The 18,066-nt window shown below is 37.9% G+C and carries 9 protein-coding genes; 5 read left to right on the top strand and 4 right to left on the bottom strand.

The window, feature by feature from the left end:
- Positions 1-33 precede the first annotated feature (33 nt).
- From MWU65_RS08835 to MWU65_RS08820, 4 genes are read left to right on the top strand one after another with little or no spacing between them, the layout of a single operon-like run.
- The gene (locus MWU65_RS08835) at positions 34-2,337 is read left to right on the top strand and encodes a glycoside hydrolase family 95 protein (RefSeq protein ID WP_247077099.1); all 2,304 of its coding nucleotides are present in this window, start codon (positions 34-36) and stop codon (positions 2,335-2,337) included.
- A gap of 15 nt (positions 2,338-2,352) precedes the next feature.
- Positions 2,353-3,714, top strand: coding sequence for a sulfatase (locus MWU65_RS08830; RefSeq protein WP_247077097.1), 1,362 nt, complete (start codon positions 2,353-2,355; stop codon positions 3,712-3,714).
- 41 nt (positions 3,715-3,755) lie between these two features.
- A complete protein-coding gene (locus tag MWU65_RS08825; protein WP_247077095.1) occupies positions 3,756-5,615 on the top strand; it encodes a family 20 glycosylhydrolase in 1,860 nt (619 codons plus the stop codon).
- 59 nt (positions 5,616-5,674) lie between these two features.
- Positions 5,675-8,020: a GH92 family glycosyl hydrolase gene (locus MWU65_RS08820; RefSeq protein WP_247077093.1), complete on the top strand. Its 2,346-nt coding sequence runs from the start codon at positions 5,675-5,677 to the stop codon at positions 8,018-8,020.
- Between the two features lie 116 nt (positions 8,021-8,136).
- Here the strand turns inward: MWU65_RS08820 and MWU65_RS08815 are convergent, their stop codons facing one another.
- The 3 genes from MWU65_RS08815 to MWU65_RS08805 all read right to left on the bottom strand — a co-directional run bounded on the left by MWU65_RS08815 (position 8,137) and on the right by MWU65_RS08805 (position 12,981).
- Entirely contained in the window at positions 8,137-8,559 is a 423-nt protein-coding gene (locus MWU65_RS08815) for a response regulator (protein ID WP_247077091.1), read from the bottom strand.
- A gap of 520 nt (positions 8,560-9,079) precedes the next feature.
- Entirely contained in the window at positions 9,080-9,496 is a 417-nt protein-coding gene (locus MWU65_RS08810) for a response regulator (RefSeq protein WP_247077089.1), read from the bottom strand.
- Positions 9,497-9,501: 5 nt separating this feature from the next.
- Positions 9,502-12,981 carry a PAS domain S-box protein gene (locus tag MWU65_RS08805; RefSeq protein WP_247077087.1) on the bottom strand — a complete coding sequence of 1,160 codons (3,480 nt, stop codon included), beginning with the start codon at positions 12,979-12,981 and terminating at the stop codon, positions 9,502-9,504.
- Between the two features lie 1,003 nt (positions 12,982-13,984).
- On the opposite strand from MWU65_RS08805, the gene MWU65_RS08800 reads away from it, so the two are divergent.
- The gene (locus MWU65_RS08800; RefSeq protein ID WP_247077084.1) at positions 13,985-15,499 is read left to right on the top strand and encodes a catalase; all 1,515 of its coding nucleotides are present in this window, start codon (positions 13,985-13,987) and stop codon (positions 15,497-15,499) included.
- Between the two features lie 269 nt (positions 15,500-15,768).
- Here the strand turns inward: MWU65_RS08800 and MWU65_RS08795 are convergent, their stop codons facing one another.
- Entirely contained in the window at positions 15,769-18,009 is a 2,241-nt protein-coding gene (locus tag MWU65_RS08795; RefSeq protein ID WP_247077082.1) for an FUSC family membrane protein, read from the bottom strand.
- Positions 18,010-18,066 lie beyond the last annotated feature (57 nt).

Below are 18,066 nucleotides of genomic sequence, written 5' to 3'. Positions count from 1 at the left end.
TGGTATAAATCAACATAAAATTAAATACTAAAAATGAATATCAAATTATTATTGAGAGCCCTAATTGTATGCTGTGGCTTCGCCTTACAATCGATACAAGCACAAGATGATCTACGATTGTTTTATGATAAACCTGCTTCAGTGTGGACAGAAGCACTTCCGGTAGGTAATGGAAGTTTGGGAGCTATGATCTATGGAGGTGTGGCCTATGAACACATTCAATTTAACGAAGAAACCTTATGGGCAGGTAAACCCCATGATTACTCCAATAAAGGCGCTAGTGCCTACTTGGCAGAAATACGTCAGTTGCTAACAGAAGGTAAGCAGCTAGCAGCCCAAAATCTAGCTCAAAAAGAGTTTATGAGCGAACCGCTAAAACAAGTGCCCTACCAACCTTTTGGCGATTTGTATATCGATTTTTTGGAGCATGATACGTATACCGATTATACTCGAGTCTTAGATTTAGAAAATGCCATTAGTACGGTTTCTTATAAGGTAAAAGAGGTTGTATATACCAGAGAGGTCCTTGCTAGTTTTCCAGATCAGATCATTGCTGTAAACCTTAGCGCTAGTAAGTCAAAAGCATTGAATTTTGACATTTGGTTAGATGCTGTTCATGATACAAAGGCGGTGAAAAGTAGTGGTACATCCCAAACCCTAGAGGTAAAAGTAAAAGATGGGGTTTTAAAAGGAGTGGCTACTATTACTGTACAAACAAATGGACAACTACAAGCGGTAAATAGGAAACTAAAAATCACCAATGCTTCAAAAGCTACGATCTATTTGTCTGCAGCAACGAATTACAAAAGTTTTAATGATGTATCCGGGAATCCAGATCAAATTGTAAAAGAAATTTTAGCAAAGGTTGGTACCGAATCGTATAAAAAAATAAAAGCAAAACACACTAAAGATTACCAAAGCTTGTTTCATCGTTTTCAAATCGATTTTGGCGATAATGGGCAATCGGCTGTGGTAACCAATAAACGGATTTATGATTTTTGGAAATCAGAAAATGATCCACAATTAATTTCCTTGTATGTGCAGTATGCACGTTATTTAATGATAGCGAGCAGCAGACCGGGAAGTAAACCCCCTACGCTTCAAGGTATTTGGAATGATAAATTGAATCCGCCTTGGTTCAGCAGTTATACCAGTAATATTAATTTAGAAATGAACTATTGGCCTGTAGAAACTGCCAATTTAAGTGAGTGCCATGAACCTTTATTTGACTTTATTGACGATGTTTCAAAAACTGGAAAGATTGTAGCCAAGGAGCATTACGGTGCTGAAGGTTGGGCAGTACATCACAATATTGATATATGGCGTGGTGCTGCTCCTGTAAACGCATCCCATCACGGTATTTGGCTTTCTGCGGGTGGGTGGCTTAGCTCACATATTTGGGAACACTATTTATTTACGGGAGATATAGCGTTTTTAAAAGAATATTATCCGTTACTACGCGATGCTTCCCTTTTTTATTCACAATTTTTATACAAAGATCCTAATACGGGTTATTTAATTAGTACCCCTTCCAACTCCCCTGAAATTGGTGGTTTGGTAGCAGGGCCAACTATGGATCATCAAATTATTAGAGCTTTGTTTAAAAGCAATATTGAAGCGGCCGAAATCTTAAAGGTAGACGTAGAATTTTCAAAAAAACTACGGGGAATGCTTCCTAAGATTGCACCAAACCAAATAGGAAAACACGGGCAATTGCAAGAGTGGTTAGAGGATAAAGACAATCCAGAAAACCACCACAGGCATGTGTCTCATTTGTGGGCCGTATATCCGGGAAATGGAATTAATTATGAAGAAACTCCCGATTTAATGGAAGCTGCCAAACAATCGTTAGAATACAGAGGCGACAATGGTACTGGCTGGAGTTTGGCTTGGAAAGTAAATTTTTGGGCACGTTTTCTGGATGGCAATAGAGCCTATAAATTATTACACGGATTGTTAAGTCCGGCAGAAGAACCTTTGCGAGAAAATAAAGGCGGATCATACCCTAATCTTTTTGATGCACATCCTCCTTTTCAGATTGATGGGAATTTTGGAGGAGCTTCAGGAATTCTAGAAATGTTGTTGCAAAGTCATTTAGGTAAGATAACATTATTACCTGCGGTGCCGGATGCATTGGCAAATGGTCGTGTCTCGGGAATTGTAGCCAGAGGCGGATTTGAACTGACTTTCCGATGGAAAAATACAGTTTTGCAAGAGGTTGAAGTGCTTTCAAAAAATGGAGGGACATGTATTTTGGAATACAAAAACAAGCGTATTGAATTTGAAACCAAAAAAGGGAAAACCTATCAATTTGATGGCCAACTCACTAAAAAATAATTAAAAGAAATCCATATGAAATTGATCACAGTAGTACTGACCGTTTTTTTAAGCTGTAATTTGTCAGTGCGAGCTCAAAAAAAACCGTCGAAACCCAATGTTATTATATTTTTTACGGATGATCAAGGGTATCAAGATGTAGGTGTTTTTGGATCTCCGCTTATAAAAACACCCCACTTAGACCAAATGGCAGCTGACGGCATAAAATTCACCGATTTTTATTCGGCCTCCCCGGTTTGTTCTCCTTCCAGGGCTGCGCTCCTAACGGGTTCTTATCCACCACGTGTTGGTGTACCCGTGGTGTTGTGGCCTTATAGTGATAGTGGCTTGGCACAGGAGGAAATTACTATTGCTGATATGCTTAAAACAAAAGGGTATGCAACCGCTTGTATCGGTAAATGGCATTTGGGAGATAAACCAGAATTTTGGCCAACAGCACAGGGTTTCGATTCGTATTTTGGAATACCATTTAGTAATGATATGTCTGTGAATCGCAATTTTAAAGTATCAGAAAATATAGTGTTCAAGGAAGGTATGACGATTGATAGCCTTCGTGAAGAGAAGTGGCGCAAAAGTAAGGTGCCCTTAATGCGGCAAGATGAGGTGGTAGAATATCCTGTAGATCAGTCTACATTGACCAAACGGTATACAGAAGATGCTGTTCAATTCATTAAAAATAACAAAGACAATCCGTTTTTTCTATATGTAGCCCAAACCATGCCACATATACCCTTATATGCTTCGCCTGAATTTAAAGGAAAAAGCGCAAGGGGATTGTATGGTGATGTTATTGAAGAATTAGATTGGAGTATGGGTCAGATCTTAAAAACTTTAAAATCATTAAATATAGACGAGAATACACTGGTTATTTTTACATCCGATAATGGGCCTTGGAACCTTAAAGATGAACAAGGAGGCAGTGCCTTACCGCTAAGAGGGTTTAAGTTTCAAACCTATGAAGGTGGTATGCGCGTTCCAATGATTGCGCAATGGAAAGGAACCATAGCCGCAGGAACGGTTTCTTCTGAGGTTGCCTCTACCATAGATATTTTACCCACTTTGGCCTACCTAACGGATAGTGAGATTTCAGAAAAACCTATGGATGGAAAAAATATTTGGCCCTTGTTGTCAGGTAAGAAAAGAGCGAAATCTCCCCATATAAAAAAGGGTTTTTATTATTATAAAGATACAATACTTGAAGCCGTGAGACAAGGAGATTGGAAATTGCGGAAGGTCAAGGAGAAAATAGAATTGTTCAATTTGAAATTAGATATGTCTGAAACGAATAATCTGGCAGAACAAAATCCAAAAATTGTACAAAAATTACAAAAAATGTTAACGGATTATGATGCCAATCTTAAAGCAAATACGCATTAGGAGGATTAGAGAGTAGGTAGAAACAGTAAAGGAAGAAATCAATGAAAAGAGTGCTTACAAATCTATTAATCCTAGTAACAATTTTTGTAGCCAATGCAACGGAAAAAGATAGCTTGCATTTTATTCCACAACCAGAATCGATTGTTAGGCATTCTGGTCATTTTATGCTGACGAATACTACCATGATTTTCATGCCCAAAAAAGTTGTGGCCGACTTAAAACCGTATGTTTTGTCAACAATGGTTGCTGATGCGGGACTTCATATAGAAATTTCAACCGCTAATAAAGTAGGGAAGACGAACTATATACTGTTTCAAAAATCTACGAATCCACAAATTGCAGAAGAGGGCTATATTTTGGAAGTTACCCCTTCAAAAATTATCATTCAAGCCAAAGGATATGCCGGTTTTTTTAATGGTTTTCAAACCTTGCGGCAAGCCATTCCACTTGGCACAAACAAAGTTATGCGTATTCCTAGCATGGTGGTAAAAGATAATCCTAGGTTTCAATGGCGTGGTTTAATGTTAGATGTATCGCGTCATTTTCAAACCAAAGAATTTGTATTAAAACAGATCGATATTTTAGCGTCCTATAAGGTGAATAAATTTCACTGGCATTTAACAGATGATCAAGGGTGGCGCATCGAAATTAAGAAGTATCCCAAATTAACAGAAAAGGGGGCTTGGAGAGCAGATAGAACTGGAATAAGTTGGTGGTCAAGAACGGCAGCAACGGCAGATGAGCCAAAAACGGTAGGTGGCTTTTACACCCAAGAAGATATCAAAGAGGTTATTGAATATGCGCGTGTTAGGAATGTGGAAATTATCCCGGAAATAGATGTGCCTGGACATAGCAAAGCCTTGGTGGCATCCTATCCAGAACTGTTTTGTTATGATGGAGAAACCGATGCAAATTTTGAAGTAGCGGTTGGTGGTAAGGCCCCCGATAATGCTGTATGTGCCGGAAAAGAATCTACCTATGAATTCTTGGAGGATGTAATCAAGGAGGTGGCCCAATTATTCCCGTCCCAATACATCCATATTGGAGGCGATGAATGTAATAAATCCAATTGGAAAAAATGTACGCATTGTCAAAATGTTATGAAGGATTTTGGCTTAAAGGATGAAGAAGAATTGCAAAGTCATTTTATTCAAAAAGTAAATAAAATAGTAAGGGCTCAAAAAAAGACCATGATTGGTTGGGACGAAATTTTAAGTGGTAAAGGCGCCCAAGGGGCAACTATTATGGCCTGGCGTAGGGGCAATCATTCCCCTCAATTACAAGCCCCTAAAGAAGGGTATCCCACCATTATGAGTTCCTATCTCTATTCTTATATCAGTCAGGTGCAAGGGCCATCCTTGTTGGAGCCAGAAGGGCCAAACGTGGTATTGCCATTATCAAAAGTATACAATCATGAGCCCATGCCAGCGGAGTTAACTGCGGCAGAGGCTAGCCTAGTTTTAGGAAATGAAGCCTGTTTGTGGGCAGAGTTTACACCAACTGCAACCCACAGTGAATACATGTTGTACCCTAGAACATTGGCAAGTGCTGAGGTGTCGTGGAGTTCACCTAAAGTTAAGAGTTGGGAGCGGTTTCAAACTGCTTTAGAAATGAACCATTTTCAAAGATTAGAGCGCGATAAGGTGAATTATGCTCGTAGCATGTATAGCGTATACCCTTCCTATGCCATAGATCAATTGCACAACCAGGCTATTGTGTATTTGCAAACAGAAACGATAGGCTATGATATTTTGTATACCACCAATGGCGATGTGCCTACGGCTAAGGCTATAAAATATGAGGGTGATTTTAGAGTGGGGGCTAAAACCCTTTTAAAAGCAGGCTTGTTTACGAAGGATGGGAAATTGCTAGGGGAAATTACGGAGTTGCGATTAAAATAATAGGTGTTGCATAATGCTTTTTTTTAGTAAAGTAAATACCATAGAGTCTACGAAATTATATGAATAAAATTGATGTGATAATTGAAAAGAAGAAAATAAGGTGCTTTAACTTTTGTTGCGCACTCCTTGTGTTAATGCTGTTTTCTTGTGCTGATAAAAGTCAAGATAAAAACGCAAATAAAAAGCAAGCTGTAGATTATATCGATCCAATAATTGGAGCAATTACCTATGGAAAAAAATCAAAAGATGCCCATGGCTTTGGCAAGACCTTTCCAGGTGCAGCAACTCCATTTGGTTTGGTGCAATTAAGTCCGGACACCTTTACGGGTGGGGATAATGGGTCTGGTTATTCTTACGAACACCCAACGATGGAAGGCTTTAGTTTTACCCATATGAGTGGGGTAGGATGGTTTGGAGATTTGGGAAATTTTTTGGTTACACCTACCACCGGAAAACTACAAACCAATAGGGGTGTTCCAGAGGATCCAGAAAGTGGCTATCGCTCACGATTTACACATGATACTGAAATTACGAAGGCTGGGTATTATGCAGTTACCTTAGACGATTACAAGGTGAAGGCAGAACTTACCTCGGCACCTAGGGCCGGAATTATTAGGTTTACCTATCCAGAAAATGACAGCTCTAGAATTCAGATAGATCTTTCGCGTAGAGTAGGTGGTACATCAACAGAGCAATACATCCAAGTAGTTGATGAGCACACCATTCAAGGCTGGATGAAATGTCCGCCCGAAGGTGGTGGTTGGGGTGCTGGGGCTGGAAATGCAGATTATGTGGTGTATTTCTATTGTCAGTTTAGCAAACCCCTAAAGGATTATGGTATTTGGAGTGCCCAGCTACCTGATGTGCCTCGAAAAATGAAATTTATACGTCAAGATGAGTATCAATTAGCAGTTAAAAATGCTGAAATTCATACGGGTGTAACCGAAATGCAAGGTGCCCATTTGGGCTTTTTTAGCAATTTTAGTACAACCGAAGGGGAGGAAGTATTGGTGAAAAGCGGAATTTCTTTTGTAAATATGGCTGGTGCTAAAGAAAATTTAAAACATGACATTGACCATTGGGATTTTGATAAAACCCGAGAAGAATCTCGTGAAAGTTGGAATACGGCTTTACAAAGTGTGTCGGTTGCTGGAGCCACTGATACAGAGAAAACTATTTTTTATACGGCCATGTACCATACCATGATAGATCCTAGAACTTTTTCTGATGTCAATGGAAATTATATCGGGGCCGATAAGAAAGTGCATCAAACCAAAAATTTTACCTACCGCACCATTTTTAGTGGTTGGGATGTGTTCCGATCACAATTTCCACTGCAAACAATCATCAATCCTACTTTGGTAAATGATGAAATTAATTCTTTGTTGCAAATGGCAGAATATAGTGGCAGGGAATATTTACCTCGTTGGGAAATGTTAAACTCCTATTCTGGTTGTATGATAGGAAACCCAGCGGTATCCGTAATCGTAGATGCGTATGAAAAAGGCATTCGAAATTATGATGTGGAAAAAGCATTTACTTATGCTAAGAATACGGTAGACCATACAGGGAATGGAGAATTGGGGTATTCTAATAATCATATCTCCAAAACCCTTGAATACGCGTATTCAGATTGGGCTTTAGGGACCTTGGCAAACTCTTTAGGGAAAACTAAAATAGCAGCAGAGTATCTAAAGAAAAGTGAAAATTACAAGAACATTTGGAATGAGGAAGTGAATTGGTTTAGAGCAAAAGATAGTGCAGGGATTTGGTTAGATTGGAAAGGGAAAACAGTACATGGGCAAGGTAGTATTGAAAGCAATCCCTACCAACAAGGCTGGTTTGTACCTCATGATATAGACGGACTTAAAGCATTGATGGGAGGAGAGGAAGCCTATAAAAACGAATTGATTTCCTTTTTTGAAAATACTCCAGATGATTTTCTATGGAACAATTATTACAATCACCCTAACGAACCTGTGCATCACGTACCGTTTATGTTGAACACTGCTGGGGTGCCGCATTTAACCCAAAAAATAACGCGACAAATTTGTAGGGATGCCTATGGAACTGATGCCTATGGGTTGTGTGGGAATGAGGATGTGGGACAAATGTCTGCTTGGTATGTGTTGGCAGCTATTGGGATTCATCCTATTGCTCCTGGGGATAACAAATATCAGATTACAAGCCCAGTTTTCAATGAAATAAAAATCAATTTGGATCCCAAGTATTATTCAGGGAAAACCTTTACAATTATGGCTAATAATAATTCTAAGGAGAACATTTACATTCAATCCATGCGATTAAATGGCAAGCCGTTAGACCGGTATTGGATAACACATCAGGAAATAACAAAAGGAGGCATATTAGAAATGGAAATGGGTGCTATGCCAGTGATTCATTAATTTGGGATGAAAAGTTAGCTTTTGAGTTTTAAAAAAAGTCGGGCTTTGAAAGACCGTTTTAAAAGATGGTCATCCATATCTAATGTAGCGCTCAATTAAGCAAAAAAATACCTCAGTTACAGTGAAAATTCTGCTTCATATTCTGCTTCAATAGTTTTGAATAGGTCTGTCAGTATCTCAAAGGACAAAGGCTTTTCAATAAAGTCTTTTACAATTTCATAGGTATATGCTTTTTGAACGTCTTGCTTATCTATTGAAAAACTCACAATATATACCCTAGGTCTTTTTTCCATAGGCAACTTTGTAAATTCATCTAAGAACTCCCATCCGTTCATAATGGGCATGTTTAAATCCAAGAAAATAATGTCAGGCAGTTTTTCTCCGCACTTCACTGTGGCGCTAAGATCATCTAAGGCTTCTTTTCCATTTTCATGCACTATAACAGAAGAACCAAAACTGCTGTTGTAATTCAATAAAATTTTTGTGCCATAAACAAAAATGGGATCATCATCAATAATACATACGGTTTCAATTTTCATAATCTTATTAAGTGTAAAAAGAGGATTAAAATCGTTTAAAACCTATTTTCAGCATACATTTTCGGCTGCTATTTGAGCGTTCATGATACCTTTTAAAATAGTTTTTTGAATTTTAAGTTCTTAATTAGGTTTGCAATTTAAGTTAAAAGGTAATACTTTTCTTACTAATACAATGCAAAAGTAAGAAAAAAGATACAATTATAATTTTAATTTTTAACATTAACTATAATCAGTTCAATGAATTAAGGTTATATGGTGTGTTTTACACGCCCAAAAATTGTCTCTTTTATAATAAAAAGACATTGGGTGTTATTGTTTTTAGCTATTCGTAAAAAAACTGGGGATGGGAAGAATTTAAAAGCGAAAAGCACATTCTCTTAACTGCGGGGATGCTTCCATAACCGTTGTTGTCGTTAAGTTGCGTATTCAATTAGAGTTTGTACCCTATTTTATGATGATAACCGGTATGTATTCTTCCTCTGCTATTTGATGGTATTAGTGCCTTTTACTAAGGCATTATTTATCTTATGTTTTTTTCCAATTTCTCGAGGATAGTTTTCAATTGCCCTTGCCGTATTGGTTTAATAATATAATCAGAAATGGCACTGATGTTTTTTGCGCGTTCAATGTCTACGGGATCCACTGAAGAAGAGACCATATAAATAGTAATGGGCTTCCCTACCTTGGGTTTTATTTTAATGTATTCATCCATAAACTGAAATCCATCCATTATAGGCATATTAATATCTAGAAAGATAACATCTGGGAGTTTAGCGTCTTCTCCTAAGTTATCTAACATAAAGTTTAAGGCCTCTTCGCCATCAGCAAAAGCGATGATGTTTTTGGGTAAATTAAACGACTTTAATGTTTTAATGATTGTAAATTGATAAATATCGTCGTCGTCAACAATACAAATATTAATAGGGTTTTTTTGCATAGGTCTTAATTAAAATTTAGGTAGAAGGTTGTGCCTTCATTAACTTTGCTAGCGGCTCTTATGGTACCTCCCATAGCTTCAATTTGTGTTTTAGTTATAAATAATCCTACTCCTTTGGCGTCCTTATGTCTGTGAAAGGTTTTGTTTAATCCAAATAATTTATGGCCGTGCATTTTTAAATCAATGCCCAAGCCATTATCCTTAAATTTCAGTGTTATTTTACCATTATTAATCTCAGATTCAATGTGTATTACTGGTACACGAGCCTCCGATTTGTATTTAATGGAGTTGCTCAACAAGTTAAGAAAAATACTTTCCAAATAAATTTTATTGTAATTAATTTTACCGATTTTAGAAAAATCACTTGTAATTACGGCAGCTGTATTCATAATTTGGCCGCCTAATATTTCTTTAGTTTTGTGTAAAACTTCTTCGAAAGAAACATCTTCCATATCTTCTAAGCTCACATTTTTAGCCCGTAACGATTCAACTAAGGTGTTTAATGTTCCTGTAAGGTGATGAATAACCTTTTCAAATTTTTCAAATAAAATGATTTTTTCGTCTTCACTTTCAGAGTTATTGTAAAAATCGAGTAAAGAATTAAGGTTACTTACTGGGGCTCTTAAATTATGAGAGGTAATGTGTGCAAAATCGGCCAGTTGATCGTTTTGTATGGTTAACTTTTGAGCTAAGGATTCTAATTCATTTTTAGCATTAATTATTTTTGCTTGCGTTATTTTTTGTTCTGTAACATCACGTATTGCGGCAGAGACTAACAACCCTTCTTCTGTTTGGAAAGGACTAAGGCTTATTTGTATTGGTATTTCTTGTCCGTTTTTATGAATTCCAAAGAGCTCTGCTCCCGGAATTGTGCCTCTTGTTTTAGGGTTCGCGAAGAAATTTTCACGAAGTGTGGTATGAGTACTTGTAAGCCTATGTGGCATAAGAATTTCAACAGATTTTCCAAACAATTCATTGGCATTGTATCCAAACAATTTTTCAGTTTGTTTATTTATGAGTTGTATTTTTCCTTTTTCATTCACTATAACCATTGCATCTGGTGCAGATTCTAACAGCCCTCTGAATTTGTTTTCTGCCATTTTCTGCTCTGTTACATCTTGGCAAGTCCCAACAAATTCGGTGATGTCATCCAGACTATTGGTAATAATTTCAGCTAGGAGTTGTATGGTTTTTATAGTCCCGTCTTTTAGTTGAATGCGGTGTAATAAATCTAAGTTCTTTTTTTTGGCTGCAATGGCATTCTGTACGTAATTCGTGACTTTTTCTTTGTCTTCGGGGTGTACAAAACTAAAATAGGTATCATAGGTTATGGCTGTGCCTTTTTTGACGCCAAAAATAGTATATAGGTTCGCAGACCATTTTACATTATTGGTTTGGGTATTCCATTGCCAATTGCCCATCATTGTAATTTTCTCGGCAAAGTTTAACAAATAGTTTTTTCGTAAGAGTTCGTCTTCTGCTTTTCTCCTTTCAGAAACATCCGTTGAAACCCCTAAAAAACCTATGTTCTTACCTCCTTCATCCTTAACTCCTGTTAAAGTTAGTTGAACTGGTAATGTAGAGCCATCTTTTCTAATATAAGTCCATTCCCGGGTATCGTATTCATTTTGTTTGGTTAACTCTAATTGTGGATGGAAACCTTCAGGATTTTTATTGTATCTCTTTGCAATATCCTTTGTAAATTGAGTTAGCTCTTCTTCAGTGTGATAAATAAACGGTTTTTGCAATCCGATCATTTCAGAGGCAGAATATCCGGTTAAAACTTCGGCACCGTGGTTAAAATGATTAATAACACCGTCAAGATCTGTAGATACAATGGCTATGGGGCCTGAATTAAAAATGGCCTGCAATTGCAAGTGTGCTTCATGTAGTTTTTTTTCAGCTTCCTTAATGGTAGTTATATCCTGGCAGGTACCTATCATTTCAATTACCGCTCCTTCATCATTGGTAATGACCTCACCAAGAAGCTGAATGTATTTCAATTGACCATCTCCTGCGATGATACGATGTGTAAATTTATTAAGTCTTTTCTCTTCTTTTGTCTTATCAAAATACTCAGATACAATACCTTTATCATCAGGATGTACAAAATTAAAATAGGTGTCAAAACGGATGCGCTCTATGTCCCTATCGAGCTTAAAAATATTAAAGAGGTTATCAGACCATTCCACTTTGTCTGCAACAGTATCCCATTGCCAGTTGCCCATCAATGTAATTTCTTCGGCAAAATTTAATAATTGATTTTTTCGAACTAGTTCATTCTGAGCAATTCTTTTTTCAGAAATATCAGTAGAGACCCCTAAATAACCAATAAGGTTACCCTCTTCATCTTTCATAGATGTTAAGGTTAAAAGAGCGGGTAATGTAGATCCATCCTTTCTAAGGTAATTCCATTCACGGGTATCGTATGCATTGTGTTTAGACATTTCCAATTGTGGACTAAACCCCTTTGGATTTTTGTCATATTTTTTTGCTACGTCAAGTATAAACCTGTCTAATTCTTCTCTTAGGTGAAACTTTTTTGGTCTTTGCAATCCAATCATTTCAGAAGCAGTATATCCAGTTAGAATTTCTGCACCGTGATTAAACTGTCTAATAATACCATCAGTATCCGTTGTTACAATGGCTACCGCTCTGGAATTAAAAATAGCTTTCAATTCTGTATGCGCCTTGTTTAGGGCTAGTTGCGATAATTTTCTTTCATTGATATCTTGAAAAACCCCATATAGGCGAATACATTGACCGTCTACAATTTCTGCTTGTCCCATAGCACGTGCCCAAATAATCGTATTTTTTGCTGTTACCAGTTCTACTTCTACATCATAGGGCGTACCATTCATAATGGCCTCTTGAACTACTTTTTCAATGGTATCTCTACTCTCTCCTTTCTTAATAAAGTTGATGGCAGTTTCTAAATTGGGTGTATAATCATGCGAAACCTCATGGATTTCACAAACCATTTTACTCCAAAAAACTTCATTTTTTAATAGGTCGATATCCCAAGTTCCAATACGGGCAACCTCATTCGTTTTATCCAAGATTTTTTCAATACGAACGCGTTCTTCTTCTTTGTCTTTAAGGTGGGTAATATCGCCCGTATGCATAATAAGACCCCCTATAGTGTCTTTTGCAATATACCAAGGGCGTACATCCCAATAAATCCATTGTACGGATCCATCAGCACGAACAAAAGGAGCTTCATCACAAGTGTCAGTAGCACCTTGCAGGCATTTTTGATGATTTGCTTTCCAAGCATCTCCTATTTCGGGGAAGAGATCATAGTGGGAACGGCCAATAATCTCTTTGTCTTCCATTTTAAAATCTGAAATCCATCGCTGAGACACTGCTAAATAATTCATATTGTTGTCCAGCATGGCAATTGCAGTTGGGGCTTGCTCAATGAAAATTCTATTATAGGCATCTTTAGTTTCCAAATCTGCCTTGAGCTTTGCTAGCTCTTGCATACTCGACTTTAATTTGCTTTCAGGTAGAAAGCTTTGGCGTATTCTACGGAAGAATTTAAACATAAGACTTAGTGGTATTTACAACACCTTCGTATGACGCTATCCCCGCCAAAAAACTTGTAGGTATCTGATTTTCCTTGACAAAATTATGTTTTCCTATGGTCATATGTACTTGGTTAGTTATAAAGAAACACAATGAAGGATTCAATTTTACATTTCCGATTGTTCCGGAAAATAGCTGAAAACTCCTACGGATTTCTTTACACTTGAAGTGCTTTTTCTAAGAATAAACCGAGTTCTGTATTGTGTACTTTGTGTAAAAGTAAGAAAATTGAGGCATAAAAATTTAGATTTCTTACCCACAATGGGTTGATATCGTATGTGTTTGCTATTTTTTTAACAGCTTACTTATGCAGTATTGCAACGTATACACTAAAGGTATACTACTAAATTTAGGAGGGTTTTATGATTGCCATAGGTATGTCCTTTGGATGCTGTTATGGGAATACTCCTTAGCAGAAAAGTATGCAATAGATTATAGTAGTTACCTGTAACCAAGGCAGAGCGGAATTTTGGGTATGGCTTAGCTCTGGGTATTTAGATAATAATTTATTTATTGTTGCTAATACGGCCATACAGAGGATCGCAATGCCTGCTCTTGGTTTGTTAAACTTTAAGCTTCTCCCCAACATCTTCTTGGGCTGTCTTTAAAAATGGTATTGCTATAGGTATTCCTAAATTGACTATCTTGTCTTAGTATAAATATTGCATCATAAACAAACGAGACGCACTGGTATTTAGCGTCTTCCGCTTACCATTATACACAAATGAATGTACTATATACCTGTTTTATAAAGAGTGCCCTGAAAACAGCTTTTTGATACGTTAATCCTGGGGTTAGTTAGGGTTAAACTGCTGTTAAAATAAAAGGTAAGCCGTTTATGGAGTCACGAAAATAGTGTATCTTATAGCATGAAATAAATGCTTTTAAAACCGAAGTGAAATGGAAGAAAAAAAATCAAAACTCACAAGACAGACCGGGGCACCCGTTCCAGATAATCAGAATGTACAAACTGCAGGTCCACGTGGTCCTATGTTAATGCAAGATGCATGGTTTCTCGAAAAAATGGCAAATTTTGACCGAGAGGTGATTCCAGAAAGAAGAATGCACGCCAAAGGCTCAGGGGCTTTTGGAACTTTTAGGTTAACACATGACATTACAGCCTATACCAAAGCCAAAATTTTTAGCGAGATCGGGAAAAAAACGGAGATGTTTAGCCGTTTTTCTACCGTAGCCGGAGAACGAGGTGCGGCAGATGCGGAAAGAGATATTAGAGGTTTTGCACTAAAGTTTTATACGGAAGAAGGAATTTGGGATCTGGTAGGGAATAACACTCCTGTATTTTTCTTTCGCGACCCTATGAAGTTTCCAGACTTAAATAGGGCTGTAAAACGAGACCCAAAAACCAACCTAAGAAGTGCGAATAACAATTGGGATTTTTGGACCCTGCTCCCAGAGTCCTTGCATCAGGTTACCATTACCATGAGTGATCGTGGAATTCCCAAAGGATACAGACACATGCACGGTTTTGGAAGTCATACCTATAGCCTTCTCAACAAAGATAATGTAAGGCATTGGGTGAAGTTTCATTTTGTAACCCAACAGGGTATTGAAAATTTATCGGATGAGGCGGCTAAGAAAATAGTTGGGATGGATAGAGAATCATCACAAAGAGACCTTTTTGATGCTATTGAACAAAAAGATTTCCCGAAATGGAAAATGTATATTCAGGTGATGACAGAGGAACAAGCAAAGACCTATCGCTTTCACCCGTTTGATTTGACGAAGGTATGGTCTAAAAAAGATTTTCCGCTTATTCCAGTGGGGGAGTTTGAATTGAATAGAAATCCAGAAAATTATTTCCAAGATGTAGAGCAGGCTGCTTTTAATCCTACAAATGTAGTTCCTGGCATTGGCTTTTCTCCAGACAAAATGCTTCAAGGACGTCTGTTTTCTTATGGTGATGCGCAACGGTATAGGCTGGGGGTAAATCATTATCAAATTCCAGTAAACAAGCCAACTTGTCCTTATCATTCCAATCATAGAGATGGAACAATGCGCGTAGATGGCAATCATGGAGGTACCCTTCATTACGAGCCAAACAGCTACGGTGAATGGCAAGAACAGCCAGATGCCAAAGAACCGCCTTTGGAATTGGATGGTTCTGCTTATGCACACAACTTTAGGGATGATGATGAAGATTACTATACACAACCTGGGGATTTATTTCGCATTATTAAAGCCGATGGCAAAGCCGATTTATTATTTAATAATACAGCGGCACAGGTGGGTGGTGCAGAAAAATTTATTCAGATTCGTCATATAAGAAACTGCTATAAAGCCGATCCAGAATATGGTCAAGGTGTAGCTAAAGCATTGGGTTTAACTATGGAAGACGTAAATAGCTTTGATATGACACCTTATAATAAATGGGCGCCGAGACCAAGCAATAAATAACTTGTTGAATATTTATTTAGGCTAAGTTCTAAATGAAATAGGGAAGACAGGAAGAAAATGGTATTGATCTGGTTTAATTCGGGATTTAATCCCTGTGAATAGTACCAATGGAAGCAAATGGGAATTGAGATTTTTACGGGTTACAAGGGGAGTTTGTGTAGAAGGTAATACCCTGTATTTTCCTTAAATATACTATTTTTGGTTATAGATTGTCCACTAAAATTTTATCAGATCAATATTCAAAACCGATACTGAAATACGATTGTTATCTAATCGCGCTTCAGCGCTACGGCCAGTTGAAGCATTTTACGGCTTAGCGAGAACAGCCATTGCAATTGCTCCCAAACCAAATGGGCTTCTTGCAGATCACGTATGGTTTCCTTGTCTTTGGAAGCCAGATTTGTAATTTCTAAAGAATAGTAGGGGGGTAGTTGGTCATCAAAAAGGGGTTTTTTTACCAAAAACTGCTCTGCATTCTTACATTCGTTATCATGCAAGCATTGCAGTACTAACGCCATATTTTGTTCTATTTTTCCAATGACAATAGTAAAGGTCTCCGAGGCTTCCGAGGTTTTATGATGCTGTATATAGGTACTTATGGATGCCAATGACGCCAAAAAATTATGATTTAGAACAACCAGCTCATAATGGGTATCCATGGCATTTTGTTTGGATTTGGGTTCTTGTGCCATACGCTGAAAGGCCGAGTTGAGATTGGAAGTTTCTAAAAATGCTTGCTTACGAGCAATATGGTAAGAGGTAGGTATTTTTCCCTTCTGCTGATAATAGGTAGCAATTTTATGAAGAAAATTGGCATTGGCTTTTACACTTTTTGCGATACTTTCATTAATTTCAACGAATTCCCAAGTAGGCCATAACCACAGCATAGCCACATAGGAGAGTCCGGCTCCAACTAGGGTGTCTAGGACGCGAAATTTTATGACACTAAGCACATCGGGCTCAAGAATAGCGAAAATAAAGATGACACTCAGGGTAACAAAGGCCGCCGATGCCTTGTAGTTTTTTTGGACCAATGAAAGAGCAAAGATCAACGAAACAATACCCATGGCTCCATAAATTATTGGCTCCCGTATAAGGAAAACCAAAGCAGTGGCTATTACGCCACCTATAAGTGTCCCGTTCATACGGTCTTTTGCGCGACTTTTTGTGAGTCCGTAGCTAGGTCTCATAATCACGATAATAGTCAACAAAATCCAATATGGATTTTGAAAGGGAAAAATTGAACCCAAGGCATAACCAATCATTATGGTAACGGCCAGCCGTAAAGAGTGTCTAAAGATGGTGGACTTAAAACTAAAGTTTCGCCATAGGAGCACGGGGTCATAATCTTGGGTAACCAGAAAGCGCTTGGCAGCTTTCCTATCAATAAAATCAATTTCTGCGGTACTAGGATTACCCAACAACCATTTTATTCTTTTTAGTTTTTTGAACTGCTTTTCTTGGTATTCCAGGAAATTTTGAAGCATGAGATACTCCTCGTTACCTAGGGTCTTACCCAACTTGGTTATTTCCAGATTCACCGCTTTAAAACATTGCCTTAAGGAATCGTTTTTAGGGAGCCCTTTTTTGTTGTTGCCCACTTCGGAAATGACCTGCAATTGGTGGGCCATTTTAAAAATAAGTTGTTGGAATACTATTAGGGACTGTGGATGGTCATGAAAGAGCCTATCCATTCGATCGTAGTTCACGGGATTGGCAATTGCTGTTTCCATCATTTCTATCAATTGCACAAATACCAGCAAGCGTTTGTCTTGATAATTAGACCAACCAGAAGTCCTTCTGGAAAGAATTAAAATTTCTCTTAAGGTCTTGTGATTTTCAGTAAGATCGCTTTGGAGTTGTTGTAGTTTGGACTGTAGTTTTTCACGGTCTTCATGAGGGTCAATCAATTTTCCTCTCGTTTTTATAAAATCGGCCGTAAGCACATAGGTAAGCGATAAAAACTCTTCGGTCTCTGCCTTCGGATTAATATGATGCCAAATTTTAGTCAAGAGCAAATACCATAGTCCGCCGAGACCAACTAACAACGCATATTGATAAATTTCCAGTGCTTCCGGATCAAAGGCGAAACTTAGTACCAAAGCCAAAAGACCAGAAAAACTGATTAGCGAAGCCCGAAAGCCATATACAGAAATAAAGGCAATTCCAAAGCTGAGAACCCCCAATACAGGAAGGGTTAACCATGCTTCGTAATGCAGATAACCTCCTATAAAACTGACTACCATAGCCAAGGCGGCAGAAATAAGAATGCCTATATTTTTGTGTCGGAAACTACCGCTAACATCACTGGGTGAACTCCAAAAGGCCCCGAAACAGAGTGCTAGTCCAGCTTCAAGGTATCCCAGTAATAGGCCAGCCACAATGGGTAAGGTAACTGCAATACCTACCAAAAAGGCTCTAGAAAAATTGGTGCTTTCCACAAACTGCAACAGTTCCTTAAAACTGCCGGTAATATATAGGGTTAGGGTGCGCAAAGCAGAAGGTTTCATATGCTAATATAGGGTTTCCTGCCAAACTATATAGGGAGCATACGGATTACAGTGCGT

Origin of the sequence: Cellulophaga sp. F20128 (genome assembly GCF_023015805.1) — a bacterium.
In the GTDB taxonomy this organism is placed as follows: domain Bacteria; phylum Bacteroidota; class Bacteroidia; order Flavobacteriales; family Flavobacteriaceae; genus Cellulophaga.
Note: the sequence above shows the minus strand (reverse complement) of the source record. Positions and strands in the feature narration are given on the sequence as shown.

What these genes read in the sequence shown, in the direction of transcription:
- MWU65_RS08815 (WP_247077091.1), bottom strand. Translation starts at nt 8,559, where the DNA reads ATGAAAATTGAAACCGTATGTATTATTGATGATGATCCCATTTTTGTT.
- MWU65_RS08810 (WP_247077089.1), bottom strand. Translation starts at nt 9,496, where the DNA reads ATGCAAAAAAACCCTATTAATATTTGTATTGTTGACGACGACGATATT.
- MWU65_RS08805 (WP_247077087.1), bottom strand. Translation starts at nt 12,981, where the DNA reads ATGCAAGAGCTAGCAAAGCTCAAGGCAGATTTGGAAACTAAAGATGCC.
- MWU65_RS08800 (WP_247077084.1), top strand. Translation starts at nt 13,985, where the DNA reads ATGGAAGAAAAAAAATCAAAACTCACAAGACAGACCGGGGCACCCGTT.
- MWU65_RS08820 (WP_247077093.1), top strand. Translation starts at nt 5,675, where the DNA reads ATGAATAAAATTGATGTGATAATTGAAAAGAAGAAAATAAGGTGCTTT.
- MWU65_RS08830 (WP_247077097.1), top strand. Translation starts at nt 2,353, where the DNA reads ATGAAATTGATCACAGTAGTACTGACCGTTTTTTTAAGCTGTAATTTG.
- MWU65_RS08835 (WP_247077099.1), top strand. Translation starts at nt 34, where the DNA reads ATGAATATCAAATTATTATTGAGAGCCCTAATTGTATGCTGTGGCTTC.
- MWU65_RS08795 (WP_247077082.1), bottom strand. Translation starts at nt 18,009, where the DNA reads ATGAAACCTTCTGCTTTGCGCACCCTAACCCTATATATTACCGGCAGT.
- MWU65_RS08825 (WP_247077095.1), top strand. Translation starts at nt 3,756, where the DNA reads ATGAAAAGAGTGCTTACAAATCTATTAATCCTAGTAACAATTTTTGTA.